The organism is Nocardioides sp. (assembly GCF_051876515.1).
In the GTDB taxonomy this organism is placed as follows: Bacteria; Actinomycetota; Actinomycetes; order Propionibacteriales; family Nocardioidaceae; genus Nocardioides.
In genome coordinates this window covers 1-23692 of the sequence record NZ_JBJEHY010000208.1, presented here as the reverse complement: position 1 = coordinate 23692, position 23692 = coordinate 1, and the positions used below count along the sequence as shown (strand labels likewise).

Sequence of the window (23692 nt, the reverse complement as noted above, 5' to 3'; positions counted from 1 at the left end):
GGCGTCGGTGGTCGCCGGCGCCCGGGTGCTGGCCGCTGCCGACGACTCGGTCCAGGTCTGGGCGGTGGCCCGTGACCTCTGGGCGGGCGAGCAGGTCACCCCGGACGACCTCGTCGCCACCGCGGTGCGGTTCTCCGGGGACGAGCAGGGGCGTTACCTGCTCGTCGCCGAACCCCTTCCCGACGAGCTGCACCTGACCCGTGCCGTCGGCAGCGGCGAGCTGGTGCCGCGGGAGGCGTTCGGTGCCGCCGCCGTCGAGGGTCGGCTGCAGGTGTCGCTGGCGGTGGCCAGCGACCAGGTGCCCACGGACGTGGTGCGCGGTTCGCTGGTCGACGTGTGGGTGGTCGGGGGATCCGGCACCCGCCGCGACCGGGCGGAGGAGGTCCTCAGCGACGTCGCCGTCCTCGACCTGCCCTCGCCGCGGGAGACCTTCGGGTCCGTCACCGGGCGGCGTCAGGTCGTGGTGGGGGTGACGGAGGCGGACGCTGACGCCCTCGAGGTGCTGCTGGCCGCGAGCGGCGGCGACGCCGTACGCCTCGTCGCGCAGGGGTGAGCCGGTGATCTGCGTACTGGTCCTGGCGGCCGGTGCCGACTGGGAGTCGGAGGCCCTCACCAGCCTCGACGTGCATCCGGGTGTGGTCGTGCTCCGGCGCTGCATGGACGTGGACGACCTGCTGGCCACCGCCACCAGCGGGCAGGCCGACGTCGCCCTGGTGTCGCTGGAGGCGCCGGGCCTCGACCCGGCCAGCATCGAGCACCTGCGGCGCCACCAGGTGCGCCCGGTGGCGGTGACCCAGGAGTCGGCGACGGCTCCCGGCGTGCGTGACCGGGCGGCCCGGCTGGACGTGGCGGTCGTGCTCGACGGGACCACCCTCGCCGAGGTGGCCCAGGCGGTCACCTCGGTCGAGGACGTCGCGGACACCCGGGTCCGCCCCGCACCGTCCGGGGTGCACGGCCCGGAGGACGCGGCGGCGTTGGGGCGCAGCCACAACAAGGTGGTCGCTGTGTGGGGCCCCACCGGCGCCCCCGGCCGCACCACGGTGGCCACCAACCTCGCGGCCGAGGTGGCCCGGCGCGGCTCCGTCTGCCTGGTGGTGGACGCCGACCCGTACGGCGGCTCGGTCGCCCAGCACCTCGGCGTTCTCGACGAGGTCTCGGGCCTCCTCCAGGTCTCCCGCCTGGCGGCCTCGGGTGCGCTGGAGGAGCGGTGGGGCGCCGCCGTACGGGCCGTCGGGACCCACCTGGGCGTGGTCACCGGGCTGCCGCGCGCCGACCGGTGGCGCGAGGTCCGCCCCGCCCACCTCGAGCAGGTCGTGGACGCCGCGACGCTGCGCTCGCACGTGGTCATCGACACCGGGTTCGCGGTCGAGGAGGACCCGGGCAGCGACCTCGGCGGCCGCCCCGGCCGCAACGCCCTCACCCTGGCCGCGCTGGCGATGGCCGACGAGGTCGTCGTGGTCGGCGCCGCTGATCCCGTGGGACTGGCCCGGCTGGCGCGCAGCCTCGTCGAGCTCGAGCAGGTGGCGCCGGGGACCGCCACCCGGGTCGTGGTCAACCGGATGCGTCCGAGCCTGGGCTGGTCCGAGCGTGACGTGGCGGGGATGGTCGAGGGGTTCACCCGTGCCGGCGGGCTGCACTTCCTGCCCGACGACAGGGCGAGCGCCGACCGGGCGCTGCTGGCAGGCTCTGCCCTGGTGGACCTGGGCGACTGCGCGCTGGGGCGGCGGCTCGGTGAGGTGGTCGACGCCGTCTTCCCGGACACCGTCGAGGCGGCGGGGGCCCGCCGCCGTCAGTGGCGGCGGCCGCGCGCGTGAGGGTCGGTGGTCAGCGGACCTCGAAGATCGCGACCACCAGGGACGGGTCGTGCGACTCCATCTCGATCTTGCCCGGCGAGTCGAAGCTCACCGTGTGCGTCGACTCGCCGGCGTCGAACTCGATCTCCTGCTCGGGCGTGGAGTGGATGTGGAAGCTGCCGGCCTCGTCGGCGTCGATCTCGACGGTGATCTCCTCGCCGGTCCCGACCTTGACGAGCTCCCCGTTGGGGGTGACCCCGTCCTCGGTGACGCGCAGCGACAGCGTCGCACCCTGGGTGGTCGACGTGTCGCTCGTGTCGTCGTCGCCCTCGGAGCCGCAGGCCCCCAGGCTCAGCACGGCCACGAGGGCCAGGGGGACGGCACGGGAGAACAGGCGGTGACGCATCGATCGGCTCCTTGGAATCGCGGCGGACGGCCGCTCGGGGGCCGCACCTCTGACAGAATCGCACGTGCGGCAAAGTTCGCGACGGGAGGCCGAGGGGAGCCGACCGGCAGATCGACGAAAGGGCGGGGCAGATGACCGAGCGCTTGCGGCCGCGTGACCTGACCCTGCTGGCCACGGAGTCCGCCTCGACGCCGATGCACAACGCGACGCTCGAGATCTTCGACCCGCAGGACTCGGGCTTCGACTACGAGGCGCTGGTCCGGCTCATCGACGACCGGATCGCCTTCGTGCCGCGATACCGCCAGCGGCTGCAGCCGGTCCCGGGCCGTCTCGCGAACCCGGCCTGGATGGACGAGGAGCACTTCGAGCTCGGCTACCACGTACGCCGCAGTGCGCTGCCCCGGCCGGGGACGATGGCGCAGCTGCGCGAGCTGGTGGCCCGCATCGCCTCGCGGCCCCTGGACCGCAACCGGCCGCTGTGGGAGATCTACTTCGTCGAGGGGCTGTCCGACGGCCGCGTGGCCGTGCTGACCAAGAGCCACCAGATCCTCGTCGACGGCAGGGAGACCGTCGACATCGGTCAGGTGCTGCTCGACACCGACCCCCAGGCCCGCACCCTCGGGCACGACGAGTGGCGCCCGCGGGCCGGCCGTACGCCGATCGCGATGGCTGTGGACGCCCTGACCGAGTCGATCGAGCGCCCCCGCACGGCGTGGGCGACGACCCGGGCCAACACCGAGGCGCTGCTGCGCACCGTCGGGGGCGCGCGCCAGCGGAGTGCCGAGGTGTTCTCCGCCCTGTCCGGCAAGCCCGCGGGTCAGGCCTCGCCGGTGCAGGGCAGGCTCTCGGAGCAGCGCCGGTTCCTGACGCTGCGCACCGACCTGGACGACTACAAGCGGATCCGCCGGGTGCACGGGGGCACGGTCAACGACGTCATCCTCGCCACGATCACCGGCGGTCTGCGCGCCTGGCTGATGACCCGTTCGGAGTCGCTGGCCGGGATGCGCACGCTGCGCGCCATGGTCCCGATGTCGGTGATCGACGACGACCTCGAACCGACCTCGTTGGGCACCCAGATCGCCCCGCACGTGGTGCACCTGCCCATCGGGGAGCCGAGTCCGGTGGTGCGGCTGCACCAGGTCAGCTACGACCTGCGCGCCCACAGCGAGACCGGGCGGGCGGTCTCCGCGCGCCGGCTGGCCGGCATCTCCGGGTTCGCGCCCACGACGTTCCACGCCCTCGGGTCCCGGCTCACTGCCACCCAGCTGAGGCGCGGGTTCCACGTCTCGGTGACCAACGTGCCGGGCCCGCAGTTCCCCCTGTACGCGGGCGGTGCGGTGATGCTCGAGTCGTACCCGATCCACCCGCTGCTGCCCGACCACCCGTTGGCGTTCGGGGTCACCTCGTACAACGGCGGGGTGTTCTACGGCATCACCGTCGACCGTGACGCGGTGCCCGACGCCGACGTGCTGGCCCAGTGCTTGGAGGAGTCCTTGGAGGAGCTGAAGGACTCCGTGAGCGACCAGCGGCAGCGGGCCCCGCGGGGGCGCAAGCGCACGACGGCGGCGAAGTCGGGGTCCCGCGCCAAGCCGGCCAAGGCCGCCAAGTCGCCGGGGGCGCCCTCGTGAGCGCGCGCCGTTACCTGCCGTCGACGGTCCACGAGCTGGCCGCCGCGCTGGCCGTCGGCAGCCTGCCGGTGCCCGCGGGTGTCGTCGTCGCGGCGGACGAGAGTGAGGACGCCGAGTACGACGCCCTCATGACCGCGGCCGACGCCTCCGCCGAGCGCGTACGGGGCGCGGGGGATGGCCTGCGTCGTCGCGTCGTGGTCGTCACGGCCGTCGAGCTCGACCCGTTGCCGCTCGACCGGGTGCTGTCAGTGCACCTGGACGACGCGGACGACGCCGACCCCGACGACGACCTCGGCTGGTACGCCACCCAGGAGCTGGCGGAGGTCCTCGCCGGTCACTGACCCGCGAGCCAGGCCTGACCGGCGGCGTGCTCCTTCTCGAGCGCCTTGGTGTGCATCGAGGCCACGAACTTGGCGAGCTTGGAGCCGATGAGCGGCACCTTCACGGTGATCTCGCGGACCACGCGCACCACCGTGGCACCGCCGTCCTCGAGCAGGTCGTTGGTTCCCCTCACGCCACCGGGGGCCCCGGGGATGGTGGACTCCACCTCGGCGTGGTCGGGGCCGGTCCACCGCTCGACCTGCGTGATCGTGATCTCGTCGCCGGTGAGGGTGCGGACGAAGGACGGCACCTGGCTGGTCGACTGCGTCTGCTCCACCCGTACGACGGTGGTGCCGCCGTCGTCGCTGACCTCCACGTCCGAGCGCACCACCTTCTGGGCCTGCAGCACCACCTCACGGAAGGCCGGGTCGAGCAGCATGGCCCGGACCGTCTCGAGGGGGGCGTCGTAGCGGAGGTCCTGGGAGATGCGCATGGGCATCATCATGGATCAGCACCCTCACGGTCGGCCACCGCGACGGCACGGCGACCCCCGATGTTGTGCACGTCACAGTGCAGATCTAGGGTCGTGCCGTGGCGACGACTTCCGTGACGTCCGATGCTCGAACCGCGCTCTTCGAGGGGGCGGTGGACCTCGCACGGAGCCATGCCCCGCTGCCCGGGGTGACCGCCGACCAGCTGGCCCTCCTCGTGCGCGCGTTCTTCAAGCACGTGCCCGCTGAGGACCTTGAGGACCGCACCAGCCAGGACCTCCTCGGTGCGGTGGTGTCGCACGCCGAGCTGGCCGCGCAGCGCCCCCAGGGGACGGCGCTGGTCAGGGTCGTGACGCCGCACGCCGAGGCCGACGGCTGGCGCGCCGGGGCCCGCTCGGTGGTGGAGGTCATCACCGACGACATGCCGTTCCTCGTCGACTCGGTGACGATGGACCTGCGCCGTCTCGACCACACCGTGCACGTCGTGGTGCACCCCCAGATGAAGGTGACCCGGAGTGTCACCGGAGACCTGCGCAGCGCCTGCGAACCCGACGCCGACCCCGCCGACGTGGTGCGTGAGTCGTGGATGCACGTCGAGGTGGACCGGCTCGACGAGGAGGAGGCCGCGGAGGTCACCGCCTCCCTCGTCCAGGTGCTGCGCGACGTACGCGAAGCCGTCGAGGACTGGGACAAGATGCAGGCCAGGGTGCTCGAGATCGTCGACTCCCTGGGCTCCGACCCGCTGCCGCTGAGCTCCACCGAGGTGGAGGAGGGGCGCGAGTTCCTCCGGTGGCTGGCCGACGACCACTTCACCTTCCTCGGCTACCGCGAGTACGCACTGGTCCGCGACGAGGACGGCGACGACCTGCTGCGCGCCGTGCCGGGCTCCGGCCTGGGCATCCTGCGCGCCGACCAGGACATGTCGAGCTCGTTCGGGAAGCTCTCCGGGGCGGTGCGGGCCAAGGCCCGCGAGAAGACGCTGCTGGTGCTGGCCAAGGCCAACTCGAGGGCGACCGTGCACCGCTCGGCGTACCTGGACTACGTCGGGGTCAAGGTCTTCGACGAGGCGGGCGAGGTGGTGGGGGAGCGCCGGTTCCTGGGCCTGTTCTCCAGCGCCGCGTACACGGAGTCCGTCACCCGCATCCCGCTGCTGCGCGAGCGCACGCGGCAGGTGCTGGCCCAGGCCGGGTTCGAGGCCCGCAGCCACGCCGGCAAGGCACTGCTCGACACCCTCGAGCACTACCCGCGCGACGAGATGGTGCACACCGGCGTCGACGAGCTGGCCCCGATCGCGATGCAGGTGATGACCGCCCGCACCCGGCGCGAGCTGCGCGTGTTTGCCCGCCGCGACACCTACGGCCGCTACGTCTCGGTGCTGGTGTACCTCCCGCGCGACCGCTACAACACCGGCGTGCGTGAGCGGTTCGCCGAGATCCTGCGTACGGAGCTGGGCGGGGCGCACGTCGAGTTCTCCGCCCGCGTCGACGAGTCCGTGACCGCGAGCGTCCACTTCGTCGTGCACCCGCCGGCCGGTGAGCACATCCCCGACATCGACGTGACGCGGTTGGAGACGCTGTTCGGCGAGGCGTCGCGGTCGTGGCGCGACGACTTCGTGGCCCAGGCGCTCGTGCGCCACGCGGGGCAGCTGAGCCCGCAGACGGCCAAGGCGTGGGCGGACTGCTTCCCGGAGGGTTACAAGGAGGAGTTCGCCCCCGAGATCGGCGTGCTCGACATGGAGCGCCTCAACGGGGTGCCCGGTGAGGACGGGATCGACCTGGCCCTCTTCGAGCCCACGGGTGCCCACCGCGGCGAGGCGCGCCTCAAGGTGTTCCGCGTCGGTCCGGGCGTCTCCCTGAGCCACGTGCTGCCGATGCTCGCCTCGATGGGGGTGGAGGTCGTCGACGAACGTCCGTACGAGCTCGTCGGGCTGGACCGGTCCTGCTGGATCTACGAGTTCGGGCTCCGGCGCCCCGGTGGCGTCCCCGACGAGCGGCGGGAGGACTTCGTCCAGGCGCTGCTGGCCACCTGGACGGGCGGCAACGAGGTCGACGCCTTCAACCAGCTGGTGATGGCGGCCGGGCTGGGCTGGCGCCAGGTCCTGGTGCTGCGGGCGTACGCGAAGTACCTGATGCAGGCCAACGCGCCGTTCTCGCTCGACTCCATCGGCGAGGCCCTGCTCGGCAACGTCGACATCGCCCGCGGGCTGGTGGACCTGTTCGAGGCGCGGTTCGACCCGTCGGTGCACGGCCTGGAGGCCGACAGTCCGGCGCGGGCCGCGCGGACCGCACAGGTCAGCGAGGAGCTGGCCGCGGCCCTGGACGACGTCAGCAGCCTCGACCACGACCGCATCCTGCGGGCCTACGTCACGCTCATCGAGGCGACCCTGCGGACCAACCACTTCCAGCGCCCCGACGGCCAGCCGCACGACTACGTCGCCCTCAAGCTGGAGCCGTCGGCGATCGACCTGCTGCCGGCCCCGCGGCCGCGCTACGAGATCTTCGTGCACAGCCCCCGGGTGGAGGGCGTCCACCTGCGCTTCGGCTCGGTGGCCCGTGGTGGACTGCGCTGGAGCGACCGCCGCGACGACTTCCGCACCGAGGTGCTGGGGCTGGTCAAGGCGCAGATGGTCAAGAACACCGTGATCGTCCCGGTCGGCGCCAAGGGCGGCTTCTACTGCCGCCAGCTGCCCGACCCCAGCGACCGTGACGCGTGGCTGACCGAGGGCAAGGCCTGCTACACGACGTTCATCTCGGGCCTGCTCGACGTGACCGACAACCTCGTCGACGGGGTCGCGGTGCCGCCGGCGGACGTGGTCCGCCACGACGGCGACGACACCTACCTCGTGGTGGCCGCCGACAAGGGCACCGCGTCCTTCTCCGACCTGGCCAACTCGATCGCGCAGCGGTACGGCTTCTGGCTGGGCGACGCCTTCGCCTCCGGCGGCTCGGTCGGCTACGACCACAAGGGGATGGGCATCACCGCGCGCGGCGCCTGGGTCTCGGTGCAGCGCCACTTCCGTGAGATGGACGTCGACTGCCAGAGCGAGGACTTCACCGCGGTCGGCATCGGCGACATGTCGGGCGACGTGTTCGGCAACGGCATGCTCTGCTCCGAGCACACGCGCCTGGTGGCTGCCTTCGACCACCGCGACATCTTCATCGACCCCGACCCCGACGCGGCGAGCTCGTACGCGGAGCGCCGCCGCCTCTTCGACCTGCCGCGGTCGAGCTGGCAGGACTACGACGCCGCCCTGATCTCGCCGGGAGGCGGTGTCTGGTCGCGCTCGGCCAAGTCGGTCCCCGTCTCCGAGCAGGTGCGCCGGGCGCTCGGGCTGGCCGAGGACGTGGTGGCACTGACCCCGCCGGACCTGATCCGCGCGATCCTGCTGGCCCCGGTCGACCTGCTGTGGAACGGCGGCATCGGGACGTACGTGAAGGCCTCGACCGAGACCAACGCCGAGGTGGGCGACAAGGCCAACGACCCGATCCGGGTCGACGGGCGTGACCTGCGGGTGCGGTGCGTCGGTGAGGGCGGCAACCTGGGCGCCACCCAGCTGGGTCGCATCGAGTACGCCCGCGAGGGCGTGGACGGGCAGGGCGGCCGGCTAAACACCGACTTCATCGACAACTCCGCCGGCGTGGACACCTCCGACCACGAGGTCAACATCAAGATCCTCCTCGACGACGCGGTGAAGGCGGGTGCGCTGGACACCCCCGGGCGCAACACCCTGCTGGCGGAGATGACCGACGAGGTCGCCGGGCTGGTGCTGCGTGACAACTACGAGCAGAACCTGGCGCTGGCCAACGCGTACGCGCACCGCGCCTCGCTGCTGCACGTGCACGAGGACTGGATGCGCGAGCTCGAGCGGCGCGGTGTCGTCGACCGGGAGCTGGAGGGGCTGCCGGACCGCCGCGAGGTGCGCCGCCGCCTCGACGCGGGCAGCGGTCTGACGGTGCCGGAGCTGAGCGTGCTGATGGCCTGGACCAAGATCGTGCTGGCCGAGGAGCTGCTCACCTCCGACCTGCCAGACGACCCGTACCTGACCTCCGACCTGCTCGCGTACTTCCCGACCCGGATGCGCGAGGCCCACGTGGAGCGGATGCACGCGCACCCGCTGCGCCGCGAGATCGTGGTGACCCAGGTCGTCAACGACCTGGTCAACGGCGCGGGGATGACCTTCTGGCCGCGGCTGGGCGGGGAGACGGGGGCCGGTCCGGCCGAGCTGACCCTGGCCAACTTCGTGGCCCGCGAGATCTTCGCCGCCGAGCAGGTGCGCAACGAGATCGCGTCGTACGACAACGTGGTCCCCGCCGAGCGGCAGACCCGGATGCGCATCGAGATGCGCACCCTCGTCGAGCGCTCCTCGCGGTGGCTGGTCACCCACCGGCGCGGGCCGATGGACGCCGCGGGGACGGTGGCCTTCTTCGCCGAGCGGGCCCAGCAGGTGCTCGACGCCCTGCCGGGGATCCTGTCGGGGCGTGACCGGGAGGCGTTCGAGGGCCGGCGCCGCCGGCTGACCGACCAGGGGGTCCCCGACGCGCTGGCCACCCGGGTCGCGGTGCTCGACCCCGGGTACGCCGCCCTGGGCATCGTGGAGACCGCCGACGAGCACGACGTCTCCCCGGTGCAGGTCGCCGAGGTCCACTTCGCGCTGGGGGAGCGGCTCGGTCTCTCTGCCCTCATGGACCGCATCTTCGCCCTGCCACGCGACGACCGGTGGCAGACGATGGCGCGTGCCGCGCTGCGCGACGACCTGTACGGCGTGCACCAGCAGCTCACGGCGGCCGTCCTGCGTACGACCGACGCCGGGCTGGACGCCTCCAGCCGCGTGGAGCGGTGGGAGCAGGCCGAGGTGGACGTGGTGGCGCGTGCCTCGGCGACGCTGCACGAGATCTGGCGCGACGACGAGGCCGACCTGGCGCGGCTGTCGGTGGGTCTGCGGGTGGTGCGCACCCTGCTGGGCTGACCCGCAGGGGCCACCCGGACCCGGGTGCCGTCGCGCAGGCCGGTTGAGTACGCGCACCCGGTCGCGGCGGTGGGGACGCTGGGCAGGCTGGGGCCATGGACACCAAGACCCCAGCCCAGACCCGCAACACGACCGCCTTCTTCGTCCAGTCCGCCATCGCGTTCGCGGTGGCACTGGGCGGCATGCTCTGGGCGGTGCTGTTCCTGCCGATCGACCCGTGGGTGCGCGGGTTCCTCGGCATGACGACGCTCTTCCTGGTCTCCTCGTCGTTCACCCTGGCCAAGGTGGTGCGCGACAACCAGGAGAACCAGAGCGTCCACAGCCGCATCGACCAGGCCAGGCTCGACAAGCTGCTCTCGGAGCACGACCCGTTCCGGCCGGTCGTCTGACCCGGTGCTGCGCAGGGCGCGCCGGCCGTGAGGCCGTCCGCAGGTGGGCTCAGCTCGCCTTGCGGGCGGCCTTCTTCGTCGTCTTCTTGGCGGTGCTCTTCGTGGCGGCGCTCGCGGCCTTCTTGGCCGTCTTCTTCGCGGCCGTCTTCTTGGCCGCGGTCTTCTTCGCCGTCGTCTTCTTGGCGGGAGCCGACGACTCCGCCTCGTCCTGGTCCTCGTCGGGCTGGGCCGCGTCCGGCACGCTCTCGCCCCGCGCCGTCTTGGCGGCGGCCACGGACTTCTGCAGGGCGGCCAGCAGGTCGATGACCTCGGCCGAGGACTTGGTGGAGGTCTCGGTGCGCTGCACCTCGCCGCCGGAGACCTTGGCGTCCACGAGCGCCTGGACGGCCTCTGCGTAGTCGTCGGAGAACTCCTCGGGGTCGAAGTCGCCAGCCAGCGTCTCGACCAGCATCCGGGCCATCGTCACCTCGGCCTCCTTGACCTCGCCGCCGTCGACGGAGAAGTCGGGGGTGCGCACCTCGTCGGGCCACATCATGGTCTGCAGGACGATGACGTCGCCGTTCTCGGTGGGGCGCACGCGCAGCACCGCGATGGTGGTCCGCTGACGCAGGGCGACGGTCACCACGGCGACGCGGTCGGCGTCCAGCAGGGCCTGGCGCAGCAGGGCGTACGGCTTGGCGCCGGTCTTCTCGGGCTCGAGGTAGTAGCTCTTCTCGAAGAGCATGGGGTCGATCTGCTCGCTGGGGACGAACTTCTCCACGGCGATCTCGCGCGACGAGGTGAGGGGCAGCTCGGCCATGTCCTCGTCGGTGAGGATGACCATCTCGCCGTCCTCGGTCTCGTACCCCTTGGCGATGTCGGCGTAGGCGACCTCCTCGCCGTCGACCGCGCAGATGCGCTGGTAGCGGATCCGGCCACCGTCCTTGGCGTGGACCTGGCGGAAGGAGACGTCGTGGCTCTCGGTCGCGGAGTAGAGCCGGACCGGCACGTTGACGAGGCCGAAGGAGACGGCGCCCTTCCAGATGGCTCGCATGACGGGTCCTTCCACGCAGGGGAGCGAGGAGTTCACTCCTGTCCCGGAAGTATCACGCAGCGCGGCCGTCGAGTCACGGTCGGCGACGTGCCGGGAGGCTGGACAGGTGTCCGGCATGTGAGTGATCCGGCTCACATTCAGTCGGAATGTTCTGTAGCCTCCGGCCATGGCAGCGCGACCCATCACCCTGGCCGACCTCATCGAGGTCATGGCGGACACGATCCCCGAGCGACCCGCACTCTTCACGATGGAGCGGACGTACTCGTACGCCGAGCTCGACGAACGGTCGACTCGACTGGCCAACCACCTGGTCTCCCTGGGCGTTCAGCCCGGCGACCACGTGGCTGTGCACAGCCACAACCGCATCGAGTGGGTGGACGCCTTCTACGGCTGTCTCAAGGCCCGCACGGTGCCGATCAACATCAACTACAAGTACCTCCACGACGAGCTGGAGTACATCTACGACAACGCCGACGTCGTCGCCGCGATCGTCGCGCCCGAGTACGAGGAGCTCGCCCGCGGTGCGGCCAACGAGGGGCTGAAGCACTGGATCGTCCTCGGTGAGCAGTACGACGCCGCGCTGGCGGCCGCGTCCCCGGAGCGGCTGGTCACGGACCGAACCTCCGACGACACCTACGTCCTCTACACCGGCGGCACCACCGGCAACCCGAAGGGCGTCGTGTGGCGCCAGGAGGACGTGATCCGCGGTGCGATGAACGCCTCGCGCTTCGGTGCGCCCTTCGACAGCGTCGAGCAGCTCGCGCAGGAGGCGGCGGCCACGGAGAGCCCGATGGTCCTGCTGGCGTGCGGGCCGATGATGCACGGCGGCAGCCAGTGGATCCTGGGCAACGGGCACGTCTCCGGTGCGACGGTCTCGTTCTACACGGAGAAGAACTTCGACGCCGAGAAGATCCTCGACCTGGTCGAGAAGGCGCGCGTCGTCTCGCTCACCTTCCTGGGTGACGCGATGGCGCGCCCGGTGGCCGAGGCGATCCTGGCCAACCCGGACCGGTGGGACCTCAGCGGGCTCATGGCGGTCTCGAACGGGGCCGCTCCGCTCTCGGACGGCGTCCGGGCGGAGATCGCCGAGGCGCTGCCGGGCCGCTTCATCCTGGACACCTACGGCGCCTCGGAGTCGGGGGCGACGGCCATGCGCATGAGCGAGGCGTCCGCGGAGACGCCCGGGTTCGCGGCCAGCCCCGAGGTCGAGGTGCTCGACGCCGACTGGAAGCCGGCGGCGGTGGGCGTCGACGGGATGTTCGCGCGGCGCGGGCCGATCCCGCTGGGCTACTACAAGGACCCCACCAAGACGGCCGCCACGTTCAAGGAGGTCGACGGCGTCCGCTGGTCGATCCCCGGGGACTTCGCCCGCCGCGAGGAGGACGGCACGATCACGCTCCTGGGCCGCGGCTCGGTGTGCATCAACACTGGCGGCGAGAAGGTGCACCCCGAGGAGGTCGAGGCGATGCTGCTCAAGCACCCCGACGTCTTCGACGCGGCCGTCGTGGGCACCCCGCACGAGCGCTGGGGCCAGCAGGTCACCGCGCTGATCCAGTCGCGCGAGGGCGTCGAGCTCAGCGAGGAGGCGCTGGCCGAGTGGGCCCACGCCCAGATCTCCAACTACAAGGTGCCCAAGCGGTTCCTCTTCGTCGAGACCGTCCCCCGCACGCCGGTGAGCAAGATCGACTACCCCGGCTCGACGGCGCGGGCCAAGGAGATGCTCGGCCTCGCGGCCGGTTGAGCTCCGTACGTCCCCGCTCGGTGGCTGGAGGACGGGACGCCCGTGGCCCACGGGCGTCCCGTTCAGCAGAACCCGTGCGGTGAGCGTGGACACACGCTCTGTAGCCTGCGTCACATGTCAGCGCGCCCCATCACCCTCGCCGGCCTGATCGAGATCCTGGCCGACACCGTTCCCGACCGCGTCGCCGTCGAGACGATCGACGACACGTACACGTTCGCCCAGCTGGACGAGCGTGCCACCCGCCTCGCGAACCACCTCATCTCCCTCGGCGTGAAGCCCGGCGACCACGTCGCCGTGCACAGCCACAACCGGATCGAGTGGATCGACGCGTTCTACGGCGTGCTGAAGGCGCGCGCGGTGCCGATCAACATCAACTTCAAGTACCTGCGCTCCGAGCTGGAGTACCTGTACAAGAACTCCGACAGCATCGCCGCGATCGTCGCCCCGGAGTACGTCGACGCAGCCAAGGAGGCGGCCGGGGACACGGTCCAGCACTGGATCGAGCTGGGCGAGGAGTACGACGCCGCCCTGGCGGCCGCCTCGACCGAGCGCCCCGGCGGCTACTCCGAGGACGACCACTACGTCATCTACACCGGCGGCACCACCGGCTACCCGAAGGGCGTGGTGTGGCGCCAGGTCGACGTCATGCGCGCGGCCATGAACGCCGGTCGCTACGGCGCCTCGCTGGACTCGCTCGAGCAGCTGGCCGAGGAGGCCGCCGCCAACCCGGCCGGCACGGTCTTCCTGGCCGGTGGCCCGATGATGCACGGCGGCAGCCAGTGGATCCTGGGCAACGCCCACGTGTCCGGTCAGAAGGTCGCCTTCTACACGCAGAAGAGCTTCCACCCCGAGGCGTTCCTCGACCTCGCCGAGAAGGCGAAGGTCGTCTCCCTCACCTTCCTGGGCGACGCCATGGCGCGTCCGGTCGCCGAGACCATCGCGGCCAACCCCGACCGCTGGGACCTGAGCTCGCTGATGGCGGTCTCCAACGGTGCGGCGCCCCTCACCGAGGGCGTGCGGGCCGAGCTGCGCACCGTGCTGCCGGGCCGCTTCATCGTCGACTCGTACGGTTCCTCGGAGGCCGGCTCGACCTCCACCCGCATGGAGGACGGCTCGGGCACGACGCCGGGCTTCCCGGCCGGCCCCGACGTCGAGGTCTTCGACGCCGACTGGAAGCCGGCCCCGGTGGGTGTCGACGGCATGCTGGCGCGTTCCGGCGCGATCCCGACGGGCTACTACAACGACCCGGTCAAGACGGCCGCGACCTTCAAGGAGATCGACGGCAAGCGCTGGTCGGTGCCGGGCGACTTCGCGCGCCGCGAGGAGGACGGCACGATCACGCTGCTGGGCCGCGGCTCGGTGTGCATCAACACCGGTGGCGAGAAGGTCTACCCGGAGGAGGTCGAGGCGATGCTCCTGCAGCACCCCGACGTCTTCGACGCGGCCGTGGTCGGCACCCCGCACGAGCGCTGGGGCCAGCAGGTGACCGCGCTGGTGCACCGTCGCGACGGGTCGACCCTGGACGAGGAGCAGCTGCAGGCCTGGGCCAAGGAGCAGATCTCCAACTACAAGGTGCCCAAGCGCATCCTGTTCGTCGGCGAGGTCCCGCGCACGCCGGTGAGCAAGGTCGACTACGCCGCCACCTCCAAGGCGGCGCTCAACCTGCTCGGTCAGGACTGACGCACGGGCGTACGGGTGCCGGGGCGGATCCTGGCACCCGTACGCCCGTCCGCGCCCACTTCGATCAGTGGGACCGCACCCCAGAGCGAGAACGTGTTCCAGTTAGCCTCCTCGCATGGCAGCGCGACCCCTCACCCTGGCCGACCTGATCGAGGCGATGGCGGACTCGGTCCCCGACCGGATCGCGATCCACACGATGGAGCGCACCTACACGTTCGCCGAGATCGACGAGCGGTCCACGCGCCTGGCCAACCACCTGGTCTCCCTGGGCGTCGAGCCGGGTGACCACGTCGCCGTGCACAGCCACAACTGCATCGAGTGGGTGGACGCGTTCTACGGCGTGCTCAAGGCACGCGCGGTGCCGATCAACATCAACTACAAGTACCTCCAGGCCGAGCTGGAGCACCTGTACGCCGACTCGGGCGCGGTTGCGGCCATCGTCGCCCCCGACTACGCCGACCTGGCGCGCCGCGCCGCCGGCGACAGCGTGCAGCACTGGCTCGTGATCGGTGAGGAGTACGACGCCGCGCTGGCGGCCGCCTCCGCCGAGCGCCTGCCCAACGAGCGCACCTCCGACGACCGCTACGTCGTGTACACCGGCGGCACCACCGGGCGCCCCAAGGGTGTCGTGTGGCGCCAGGAGGACCTGCTGCGCGGAGCGCTCAACACGCTGCGCTTCGGCGCCCCGCTGGAGTCGATCGAGCAGCTGGCCAGCGAGGCCGCCGCCAACGAGCACACCATGACGATGCTGGCGTGCGGGCCGATGATGCACGGCGGCAGCCAGTGGATCCTCGGTGGCGCGCACGTCGCTGGCGCGACCGTGGCGTACTACACCGAGCGTTCGTTCAACCCCGAGGCGATCCTCGACCTCGTCGACGCCGCGGGCGTCGGCTCGCTGACCTTCCTGGGCGACGCGATGGGCCGGCCCGTGGCCGAGACCGTGCTCGCCAACCCCGGCCGCTGGGACCTGAGCTCGCTGGTCGCCGTCTCCAACGGCGCCGCCCCGCTCACCGACGGCGTGCGCCACGAGATCCGGCAGGCCTTCCCGGGGCGGATGATCGTCGACGCCTTCGGCTCCTCGGAGTCCGGCTCCACCTCGACCCGCCTCGACGACGGCTCGGGCACCACCCCCGGCTTCCCCGCCGGGCCCGACGTGGAGGTCTTCGACCCCGAGTGGAAGCCCGCCCAGGTCGGTGAGTCCGGCCTCCTGGCCCGCTCCGGCCCGATCCCGCTCGGCTACCACAACGACCCGGTGAAGTCCGCCGCGACCTTCAAGGAGGTCGACGGCCGCCGCTGGGTCGTCCCCGGCGACTTCGCCCGCCGCGAGGCCGACGGCACGATCACCCTGCTGGGGCGTGGCTCGGTGTGCATCAACACCGGCGGCGAGAAGGTCTACCCCGAGGAGGTCGAGGCGGTGCTGCTCAAGCACCCCGAGGTCTTCGACGCTGCCGTCGTGGGCACCCCGCACGAGCGCTGGGGCCAGCAGGTCACCGCGCTGATCCAGCGGCGTACCGGCTCCGAGCTCTCCGAGGCCGACCTCACCGCGTGGGCCAAGGAGCAGATCTCCGGCTACAAGGTGCCCAAGCGGATGCTCTTCGTCGACGAGGTGCCCCGTACGCCGGTCAGCAAGATCGACTACCCGGGTACGGCCCGACGCGCCCTCGAGCTGCTCGCGCTGGAGTCCTGAGGGGTCGAGGCCCCGACGCCGTCCGTGGTTCCAGGGGGTTCCTTGGCCGCGGCGACCGTCGCGTAGGAGACTGGCTCCCATGCTGCCGATGCTCGCGACCAAGGGCCGTCACGTCCCGGGGTCGGGACTCGACGCCGGGCAGTGGGCCCACGAGGTCAAGTGGGACGGCGTACGGATCCTGGGGGAGTCCGGCGCCGACGGCGCCTGGCGGCTGACCACCCGCAACGGCAACGACGTCACGCAGACCTGGCCCGACGTCCTGTCCCTGGCCCCGTCGCGCGACCTGGTGGTGGACGGCGAGGTGATCGCCCTCGACGAGGCGGGCCGGCCGAACTTCGGGGTCGTCGCCCAGCGTCTGCACGTGCGCTCCCGGGCGACGGCGGCCCGGATGGCCGCGCAGGTGCCCGCCACGTACATGGTCTTCGACCTGCTCCGCCTCGACGGTCGCGACCTGACCGGGCGGCCGTGGGAGGAGCGGCGTGAGGCGCTGGAGTCGCTCGACCTCCCCTCGCACGGCTGGCAGGTGCCGCCGACGTACGACGACGGCGAGATGCTGCTGCAGGCCACCGCCGCCCAGGGGCTGGAGGGGATCGTCTCCAAGCGGGTCTCCTCGCGCTACGAGCCGGGCGCCCGCAGCGCCAACTGGCTAAAGTTCGCGCACCGCACCACCACGTCGGTGGTGGTCGGCGGGTGGCGCCCCCAGGAGGGGACCGACCACCGGCTGGCGGCCCTGCTGGTGGGGGAGCCGACGCCCGACGGTCTCGTCTACCGCGGTCGGGTGGGCAGCGGGATCGGTGGTGCGGCGAGCCGGATGCTGAGCGAGGTGCTGGCGGGGCGCACGCTGTCCTCGTCCCCGTTCGCCGACGAGGTGCCGCGCATGGACGCGCAGGGCACCACCTGGGTGGAGCCGTTCCTGGTCGTCGAGGTGGCCTCGCTGGGGCGTTCGCGCGGCGACAAGCTGCGCCAGCCGTCGTACCAGGGCGTCCGCACCGACCTCGAGCCGACCGACCTGCTGCTCCGGGACGACGCATGAGTACCACCGGCAGTGAGGTGTTCGTCGACGTCGAGGGGCGCACCCTCAAGCTGACCAACCTGGAGAAGGTGCTCTACCCGGCCACCGGCACCACCAAGGCGGAGGTGCTGCAGTACTACGCGCAGGTCGCGCCCGCACTGCTCGCCCAGCTGGGCGACCGCGCCGTGACCCGCATCCGCTGGCCGCACGGTGTCGCGGGGGAGTCCTTCTTCGAGAAGAACGCACCGGCGGGGACGCCGTCGTGGGTGCGGACGGTGGAGGTGGGGACGACCGGCAGCCGGACCGGCACCGGCACCGGGGTGCTGCGGTTCCCCGTCTGCGACGACCTGCCCACCCTCACGTGGTTGGCCAACCTCTCCGCACTCGAGCTGCACGTGCACCAGTGGAAGGTCTCCCGCACCGGCCGGGTGCGGCGCCCGGACCGCATCGTGATCGACCTCGACCCCGGCGAGCCGGCCGGGCTGCACGAGTGCGCCGTGGTGGCGCTGATGGCCCGCGACCTGCTCGCCGAGCGGGGCTTGGTCTCCACCCCCGTAGCCTCGGGCAGCAAGGGCCTCCACCTGTACGCCTCGCTGCCGCGCGGCACGGACGCCGAGGGTGCGGTGGAGCTGGCCAAGGAGATCGCCGAGACGATGCAGTCGCAGGCGCCGTCGCTGGTGACGGCCACGATGACCAAGGCGCGGCGCGCGGGCAAGATCTTCGTCGACTGGTCCCAGAACTCGGCCTCCAAGACGACGCTGGCGCCGTACTCCCTGCGGGGCCGCGAGCGGCCGACCGCGGCGGCCCCGCTCACGTGGGACGAGGTCGCTGAGGGAGCGGAGGACGAGCTCGCGCTGGAGCAGTTCACCTTCACCCAGGTGCTCGAGCGCCTCGCCGAGCACGGGGACCTCTTCGCGTGGTGAGGCGTGGGGTGGGCGTACGGGCACGCACCGTCGCCCTGGCGCTGGCGGGCCTCGTCGGCGGTCTGCTCACCGCGGTGGCGACCCCGGCGCCCGCACAGGCGACCCCGGCACCGGGGGCGCCCGCGGTGGTCGCGGTGAGCCGTGTCGGCGACCAGGTCCTCGACCCGACGGCGCGCGGCAACCTGTCGTACGGCACCACCGCCAACGTGGCCTCGTACCAGCAGCACGCGATCGTCAGCGACGGGCGCTTCCAGTACACGGCCTGGTACGCCGCCGACCGGACCGCGGTGCTGGCGAGGCGCTCGCTTGCGGGCAGCGGCGGGGTGGGCGGCGAGTCGGGCGCCTGGGACGCGATCCGGCTCGATGCGGTCCTCTACTCCGACGACTCGCACAACAACATCACCCTCGGCATCTCCCCGTCGGACGGTCGGCTCCACGTCGCCCTGGCCACGCACACCACCCGGATCCGGTACCTGCGCAGCCTGCCGGGGCTCACGGGGGGAGCGGTGCCGTGGTCCTCGCAGTCCTTCGAGGCGGTGCGCGCCGACCTCCCGGGTGCCCCGCAGGCGCCCCAGTGGTGGACGTACCCGGCCTTCGAGAACGTGGGCGACGACTTCCTGCTCACCTGGCGCGACGGCAGCGCCATGGGCGGTGGTCAGGTCCTCGCCCGGTACGACGGCAAGGCGGCCGGCACCTGGACGTACCTGGGCCGGTTCAGCGGTCCCGAGGGCACCTGGACCGGGCCGTTCGGCAGCAGCACCTCGCGCTACGGCTACCTGCACGGTTTCGCGCAGAACCCCGTCACCGGAGACCTCGAGATCACCTGGACGTGGCGCGAGAACGCCTCCGCCCAGGACCCGCGCTGCTCCGCCGCGCCGGCCAACCGCGACCTCGCGTACGCGCGCAGCCCCGACCGGGGGATGACCTGGTACAACCAGGCCGGCGTCGTGGTGGGCCGCACCGGCACGAGCGACGTCATCACCACCGCGGACGACACCACGGTCGTCCCGATCGGGGTGGAGACGGGGATGATCAACCAGGAGACCCAGGCGGTCGACTCGACGGGGGCGATCCACGTCGTGACCAGCCAGCTGGACGCCGACGCGCTGGCGGCGGTGGGTGGCTGCCTGGGCGGCGACTACTACGTGCAACGGGCCGAGCACGCCGAGCCGGTGCACCACTGGCGAGACGCCGACGGCGTGTGGCACTCGGTCCAGGTGCCGTTCGCGATGGGCCGCGGCGGCCGTTCCTCGCTGGTCCTCGACGCCGACGACACGGCCGTTCTGGCGCTGCCCGACGGCCGGGTGGTGGCCGCGAGCGCCGCGTCCGGCTGGACCGACTGGCAGCTCGTCTTCGACGGCGCCGACACCGACTCCGGCTCGGAGGTCGTCCTCGACCGTGACCGGGTTCTGCGCGACGGCGTGCTCAGCATCGGCTACCAGGAGGCGGGCGTCCCCGTGCACGCCCCGTCGGCGTTCCGGGTGGCCGACTTCCGGCTCGCCTCGGCGCAGCCGCACACGCTGCGCGACCCGGCCCCGGCGGCGCCCGCGAGGCCGTACGAGGGGAGCGCGCCGAGCCTCCCCACGGTGAGCGCGAGCTCGGCGCAGCCGAACCATCCGGCGCAGTTCGCCGCCGACGGCCGAGCGGACTCGTACTGGTTGAGCGGCCGGCCCGCCACGAGCGTGCAGGACGGCGTGGAGTGGGTCACCGACGCCGACGCCGTCGCGGCCGTCGACGGCGGTGCGAGCGCCGGGCGGCCCCAGGAGCTGGCGCTGGTGTGGGGCGAGGCCCGCTGGGTCGACCAGGTCCGCGTGGTCGGCGGGGGAGCGCGCGGACCCCGCGACTTCGTCATCCAGACGTTGGGCACGAACGGGTGGATCACCGTGGGGCAGGTGCGCGGGCAGGCGGCTACCGCGACGCACCCGGTCAAGCGGGCGTGGGCGCGCGGCGTACGGCTGCTCGTGACCGCTGGCAACTCGGCGTCGGCCGTGCAGGTCTCCGAGCTGTCCACCACGGGCGCGGCGCCGAGCACGGCGGTCACGTTCGGCGCGGTCGCCCGGCGGCGCGACGGGTCGGCCCGGTTGTCCGTCGGCGTCGACGGCCCGGGCTCCGTCGCGCTGCTGCAGACGCCGCGGGTGGCGAGGTCCTCCGCGCTGGTGCCGCTGCGGACCGACGACGTCTCGGCGGGCGCGGCGACGGTGCAGCTCCGCGTGCAGGCCCGGGGGCCGGCGGCCAGGCGGATCAGCCTCGCCCGGTGCAAGCGCACCCGTGCCAAGCGGGTGACCGTCGACGTGCCGGTGCGGGTCCGTTACGCCGCGCTGGGTGGTTCCGAGCGGACGGTGACGAGCACCGTGCGGCTCGTGCGCAGGTGCGGCTGACCCCTTGCACGGTGGTCCGGACCACGGCAGGGTGCTGGGACGCCCTGCCGCTCGGGTGCAGGGCCCATCTCGGGAGAACTGAACATGCGACGAACCCCTGTACGCGTGCTGCTCGCAGCCGCCGTGCTCCTGCTTCCCCTGCTCATGGCCCTCGGCGTCGGCACGCCCGCCCAGGCGGCCGCGTCCTGGCCGGTCACCCAGGCCTCGACGGTGCGCAACGGCAACGCGATGAGCCTGCAGTTCCTGCTCACCGCCCGCGGCTACGCGACCACCGCCGACGGCTCGTTCGGGGCGGGCACCCGGTCGAACCTGGCGTCGTTCCAGGCCGCCAACGGTCTCGTCGCCGACGGGGTGGCCGGGCCGCTGACCTGGCAGAAGCTGGTCGTCACCGTGGCCCAGGGCTCCACCAACCTCAACGCGGTCAAGGCGGCGCAGACCCAGCTCAACAAGTACGGCGCCAACCTCGTCGTGGACGGCCAGTTCGGGCCGGGGACGACCGCCGCGGTCAAGGCCTTCCAGCGCTCCCGCGGCCTGGTCGAGGACGGCTCGGTGGGACCGAACACGTGGCGCGAGCTGCTCGGGGCGAGCCAGACGTACGACCAGACCCAGTGCTACTCGGTGGGCGGCACGACGTACGCGTCGCTGACCACCGCGCAGAAGGCCAACGCCCAGACCATCGTGACCACGACGAGGGCTGTGGGCGGTAACCGCAACGCCCAGATCATCGCCGTGATGACGGCGATGCAGGAGTCGAAGCTGTGCAACATCCAGTTCGGTGACCGTGACTCGATCGGCCTCTTCCAGCAGCGGCCCTCGATGGGCTGGTGCCCGGCGGGTGCCGCCTGCATCCGGCCCGTCGACGCCACCAAGGCGTTCCTCGGCGTCTCGGCGTACACGTCCAACCGTGGCCTGTTCGACGTCGCCGGCTGGGAGTCGAAGTCCAAGACGCTGGCCGCCGACGCGGTGCAGCGCTCCTGCTGCCCCAACGCGTACGCGAAGTGGGAGACGTTGGCGACCAGCGTCGTCAACGCGTACGGAGGCTGAGGGCCCGGCGCGGGTGGGCCTTGTCAGAGGTCGAACGGATCCGTCGCGCTGGCGGCGTCGACAGGCGTGTCGACACCGTTGCGTGTCGCCCCCGGCGACGGCGGCATGGATGACTTCTGTGAGGCTGTGGAGGAGGTGAGGCCCGCATGCCGGGACATGTGCTCGAGCAGGTGGCCGATGCCCTGCATGTAGCGGTCCTTCGTGCCCGGGGGGATCAGGCTCGCGGCGGCGCCGATGGCCTCGTCGATGGCCCGCTCGAACGCTTCTGGAAGGGCAGCCCGGTACTCCTGCGCCACCTGCAGGATCCAGTCGTCCTCGACGCGGAGCTCATCGGCGAACCGGGTGAGGTTGCTGCGGCCTATCCCGCGGAAGCGGTACTCCCCACCGATCTTCATGGCTGCCTTGGCCTTGTAGAACACTCTCTCGGGGGGGAGGAGGAGCGGACCTGAGGTGAGGTCGTACAAGGGCGCGAGGCGTGCTTGGTCACCGGCCAGCAGCAGGCTGTAGTTCTTGGCGTGCGCGTCCGGACCAGCCGTGAGCCAGTTGTAGACGATCGCGCGGCCGAAGAGTTCGCGCGACGGACGGGCGCTCAGCGGGTGGAGGTGTGAGATGAGCTCGGAGATCTGCCGCACGCCCGGGCCGCCGTCTCCTTGGTACTTCGCCTCTCGTGAACGGCCGGTGGCCTGGCAGATGTCCTCCTGGTGGAAGCGACGGACCCCGTCGTTGGTCGGAACTCTGTCGTACCGGCCCACCACCAGGGCGGTCTGCTCCCCGAACTGCATGATCTCGACCGGCGCGACGTCGAGCCCGAGATGCTTGGCCGCACGCATCGAGACGTACTCGGCGATGTCAGCGTTGGCGAACCGGACGACGCCCACCTTGAAGATGTGCGTGCTGGCCGCGCGGCCCGTGGGCGCCGCCCACGAGCCGTCTGGCCTGCGGGAGAGGGCGAACTTCCCCTGCGCGCCCGCCAGCGACCATCGCCCGCCGTGCTCGTCGGCGTTCCACGAGGTCACGTCCCGTCGCAGGGACGCAAGGCGTCGCTCTATCTCGCGGTCGTCCACTGGTTCGTGGGTGCCGAGAAGATCGGGGTCCGCGTCGATCGGCAGGACCTGCACCGCCCCGGCGCAGTCGACGCCCATCGCGGACAGCAGGTTGAAGGGACTCGGCGACGGCAGCTCGAGATCAGTTGCCCACCGCTGGCGAACGTCGTCGTCGTCAGGGAGGAGGTTGTCGAACCAGAACCTGACGACGTCGCCGCGATGTTCGGCCCGGTGCTTCGGCATCGAGAGGGACAACGGGGTCGCCCCGCGTCGAGTGCGGTACCCCTCGTCGTAGGTGAAGGCGAGGTTGCCTTCGCGGTCGCGAGTCAGGACACCAGCGCGGTGGCCTTCGAGCCACACCGCGAGGGAGTCAGCCACGGAAGACCTCGGTGAACGGATCCTTGTCGACCTCGACGGCGTCGATCTCGAGCCCGACAGCCTGCAGTGCCTTGATCACCAGGCCAACCTGCGAGGTGGGTGAGCCCGCCTCGAAGGCGATGACCCACTGGCGCGTGACGCCTATGAGGCTCGCGAGGTCTGCCTGAGACATGCCGTTGGATCGTCGGGCGTCCTTGACCAGGAGCCCGAGCTGATGTGCGTCAGTGGCGATCACGGCGTACCTCCTCGAATGTCAACTGTGGGTGACATTGCAGCGCATGTCAACCACAGATGACATGTCTCCACATGTCAACTACGGCTGACATGTGGGAGCCATGGCCCCCGAGGGCTTGACCGGACGTGGACAGCCGGTCAGTCGTCGCGACTCTGGTCGTCGGCGCGGCCCTGGGCGACGGTGGCCCGGCGCTCCTCGGGGGTGAGGGTGTCGAGGTACTCGCGGTAGGCGTTCATGCCCTCGGTGAGGAGGACGCCGAACTGCGGGTCGGTGCCGAGGTCGCGGATGGGCCGGCGGCCGGCGAGGACCTCGTCGGCGAGCTCGCCGATGGGGGAGCCGGCGAAGTCGCGGGCGATCGTGGCGAGGTGGGAGCGCAGGGCGCTCCCAGCGGCCCGGTCCCCGGTGAAGGCGGCGAACTGGTCGTCGGTCTCGGACTCGTCCATCGATGGCCTCACTGGGGGTAGAGCTGCTCGCGGGGGACGGGCTGGCCGGTGGCGGTGACGACGATCTGGATGCCGTCGCCCTCGTCGACGATCTGCAGGTC

The 23692-nt window shown here is 71.9% G+C and carries 19 protein-coding genes; 13 read left to right on the top strand and 6 right to left on the bottom strand.

Annotated features, from left to right (window positions below; genetic code table 11):
- A partial coding sequence (locus tag ACI379_RS15125; RefSeq protein ID WP_439792936.1) for a hypothetical protein occupies positions 1–553 on the top strand: 553 nt, incomplete at its 5' end.
- A gap of 4 nt (positions 554–557) precedes the next feature.
- Positions 558–1814: an AAA family ATPase gene (locus tag ACI379_RS15120; protein WP_439792934.1), complete on the top strand. Its 1257-nt coding sequence runs from the start codon at positions 558–560 to the stop codon at positions 1812–1814.
- A gap of 10 nt (positions 1815–1824) precedes the next feature.
- On the opposite strand, the gene ACI379_RS15115 is transcribed toward ACI379_RS15120, so the two are convergent.
- On the bottom strand, positions 1825–2199 hold the full coding sequence (locus ACI379_RS15115; protein ID WP_439792933.1) for a hypothetical protein: 375 nt from the start codon (positions 2197–2199) through the stop codon (positions 1825–1827).
- A 131-nt stretch (positions 2200–2330) separates the two neighbouring features.
- On the opposite strand from ACI379_RS15115, the gene ACI379_RS15110 reads away from it, so the two are divergent.
- Complete coding sequence (locus ACI379_RS15110) at positions 2331–3827, top strand: WS/DGAT/MGAT family O-acyltransferase (protein WP_439792932.1); 1497 nt, start codon at positions 2331–2333, stop codon at positions 3825–3827.
- The gene (locus ACI379_RS15105; RefSeq protein ID WP_439792931.1) at positions 3824–4168 is read left to right on the top strand and encodes a DUF6912 family protein; all 345 of its coding nucleotides are present in this window, start codon (positions 3824–3826) and stop codon (positions 4166–4168) included. The genes ACI379_RS15110 and ACI379_RS15105 overlap by 4 nt, the downstream gene beginning before the upstream one ends.
- Here ACI379_RS15105 and ACI379_RS15100 read toward each other — a convergent pair.
- Positions 4162–4641: a DUF2505 domain-containing protein gene (locus tag ACI379_RS15100; RefSeq protein WP_439792929.1), complete on the bottom strand. Its 480-nt coding sequence runs from the start codon at positions 4639–4641 to the stop codon at positions 4162–4164. The two genes, ACI379_RS15105 and ACI379_RS15100, sit on opposite strands and share 7 nt — an antisense overlap.
- A gap of 98 nt (positions 4642–4739) precedes the next feature.
- Between ACI379_RS15100 and ACI379_RS15095 the strand changes: the two genes are divergently transcribed.
- Both ACI379_RS15095 and ACI379_RS15090 read left to right on the top strand, forming a co-directional pair.
- Positions 4740–9605: an NAD-glutamate dehydrogenase gene (locus ACI379_RS15095; RefSeq protein WP_439792928.1), complete on the top strand. Its 4866-nt coding sequence runs from the start codon at positions 4740–4742 to the stop codon at positions 9603–9605.
- Between the two features lie 95 nt (positions 9606–9700).
- Positions 9701–9994 (top strand): YiaA/YiaB family inner membrane protein, encoded by a 294-nt coding sequence (locus tag ACI379_RS15090; RefSeq protein ID WP_439792927.1) that lies wholly within the window; start codon positions 9701–9703, stop codon positions 9992–9994.
- A 49-nt stretch (positions 9995–10043) separates the two neighbouring features.
- On the opposite strand, the gene ACI379_RS15085 is transcribed toward ACI379_RS15090, so the two are convergent.
- Positions 10044–11027: a Ku protein gene (locus ACI379_RS15085; RefSeq protein ID WP_439792926.1), complete on the bottom strand. Its 984-nt coding sequence runs from the start codon at positions 11025–11027 to the stop codon at positions 10044–10046.
- A gap of 166 nt (positions 11028–11193) precedes the next feature.
- Between ACI379_RS15085 and ACI379_RS15080 the strand changes: the two genes are divergently transcribed.
- The 7 genes from ACI379_RS15080 to ACI379_RS15050 all read left to right on the top strand — a co-directional run bounded on the left by ACI379_RS15080 (position 11194) and on the right by ACI379_RS15050 (position 21492).
- Complete coding sequence (locus ACI379_RS15080; protein WP_439792925.1) at positions 11194–12768, top strand: AMP-binding protein; 1575 nt, start codon at positions 11194–11196, stop codon at positions 12766–12768.
- Positions 12769–12882: 114 nt separating this feature from the next.
- A complete protein-coding gene (locus ACI379_RS15075; RefSeq protein ID WP_439792924.1) occupies positions 12883–14448 on the top strand; it encodes an AMP-binding protein in 1566 nt (521 codons plus the stop codon).
- Between the two features lie 115 nt (positions 14449–14563).
- Entirely contained in the window at positions 14564–16135 is a 1572-nt protein-coding gene (locus ACI379_RS15070) for an AMP-binding protein (RefSeq protein ID WP_439792923.1), read from the top strand.
- A 79-nt stretch (positions 16136–16214) separates the two neighbouring features.
- Positions 16215–17168, top strand: a complete 954-nt coding sequence (gene ligD, locus ACI379_RS15065) for a non-homologous end-joining DNA ligase (protein WP_439792922.1) — start codon at positions 16215–16217, stop codon at positions 17166–17168.
- Positions 17165–18070 (top strand): non-homologous end-joining DNA ligase, encoded by a 906-nt coding sequence (gene ligD, locus ACI379_RS15060; protein WP_439792921.1) that lies wholly within the window; start codon positions 17165–17167, stop codon positions 18068–18070. The genes ligD (ACI379_RS15065) and ligD (ACI379_RS15060) overlap by 4 nt, the downstream gene beginning before the upstream one ends.
- On the top strand, positions 18067–20448 hold the full coding sequence (locus ACI379_RS15055) for a BNR-4 repeat-containing protein (protein WP_439792920.1): 2382 nt from the start codon (positions 18067–18069) through the stop codon (positions 20446–20448). Before ligD (ACI379_RS15060) ends, ACI379_RS15055 begins: the two co-directional genes overlap by 4 nt.
- 84 nt (positions 20449–20532) lie before the next feature.
- The gene (locus ACI379_RS15050) at positions 20533–21492 is read left to right on the top strand and encodes a peptidoglycan-binding domain-containing protein (protein WP_439792919.1); all 960 of its coding nucleotides are present in this window, start codon (positions 20533–20535) and stop codon (positions 21490–21492) included.
- 23 nt (positions 21493–21515) lie between these two features.
- Here ACI379_RS15050 and ACI379_RS15045 read toward each other — a convergent pair whose 3' ends face one another.
- From ACI379_RS15045 to ACI379_RS15035, 3 genes are all read right to left on the bottom strand, one after another.
- Positions 21516–22913, bottom strand: coding sequence for a type II toxin-antitoxin system HipA family toxin (locus tag ACI379_RS15045; RefSeq protein ID WP_439792917.1), 1398 nt, complete (start codon positions 22911–22913; stop codon positions 21516–21518).
- Positions 22906–23148, bottom strand: a complete 243-nt coding sequence (locus ACI379_RS15040; protein WP_439792916.1) for a helix-turn-helix domain-containing protein — start codon at positions 23146–23148, stop codon at positions 22906–22908. Before ACI379_RS15040 ends, ACI379_RS15045 begins: the two co-directional genes overlap by 8 nt.
- A gap of 137 nt (positions 23149–23285) precedes the next feature.
- Complete coding sequence (locus ACI379_RS15035; protein WP_439792915.1) at positions 23286–23591, bottom strand: hypothetical protein; 306 nt, start codon at positions 23589–23591, stop codon at positions 23286–23288.
- Positions 23592–23692 lie beyond the last annotated feature (101 nt).

Excerpts from the sequence above, each read along its gene's own strand:
- ACI379_RS15115 (WP_439792933.1), bottom strand. The coding sequence starts at position 2,199 with ATGCGTCACCGCCTGTTCTCCCGTGCCGTCCCCCTGGCCCTCGTGGCC.
- ACI379_RS15110 (WP_439792932.1), top strand. The coding sequence starts at position 2,331 with ATGACCGAGCGCTTGCGGCCGCGTGACCTGACCCTGCTGGCCACGGAG.
- ACI379_RS15100 (WP_439792929.1), bottom strand. The coding sequence starts at position 4,641 with ATGCGCATCTCCCAGGACCTCCGCTACGACGCCCCCCTCGAGACGGTC.
- ACI379_RS15090 (WP_439792927.1), top strand. The coding sequence starts at position 9,701 with ATGGACACCAAGACCCCAGCCCAGACCCGCAACACGACCGCCTTCTTC.
- ACI379_RS15085 (WP_439792926.1), bottom strand. The coding sequence starts at position 11,027 with ATGCGAGCCATCTGGAAGGGCGCCGTCTCCTTCGGCCTCGTCAACGTG.
- ACI379_RS15080 (WP_439792925.1), top strand. The coding sequence starts at position 11,194 with ATGGCAGCGCGACCCATCACCCTGGCCGACCTCATCGAGGTCATGGCG.
- ACI379_RS15075 (WP_439792924.1), top strand. The coding sequence starts at position 12,883 with ATGTCAGCGCGCCCCATCACCCTCGCCGGCCTGATCGAGATCCTGGCC.
- ACI379_RS15070 (WP_439792923.1), top strand. The coding sequence starts at position 14,564 with ATGGCAGCGCGACCCCTCACCCTGGCCGACCTGATCGAGGCGATGGCG.
- ligD (WP_439792922.1), top strand. The coding sequence starts at position 16,215 with ATGCTGCCGATGCTCGCGACCAAGGGCCGTCACGTCCCGGGGTCGGGA.
- ligD (WP_439792921.1), top strand. The coding sequence starts at position 17,165 with ATGAGTACCACCGGCAGTGAGGTGTTCGTCGACGTCGAGGGGCGCACC.
- ACI379_RS15050 (WP_439792919.1), top strand. The coding sequence starts at position 20,533 with ATGCGACGAACCCCTGTACGCGTGCTGCTCGCAGCCGCCGTGCTCCTG.
- ACI379_RS15035 (WP_439792915.1), bottom strand. The coding sequence starts at position 23,591 with ATGGACGAGTCCGAGACCGACGACCAGTTCGCCGCCTTCACCGGGGAC.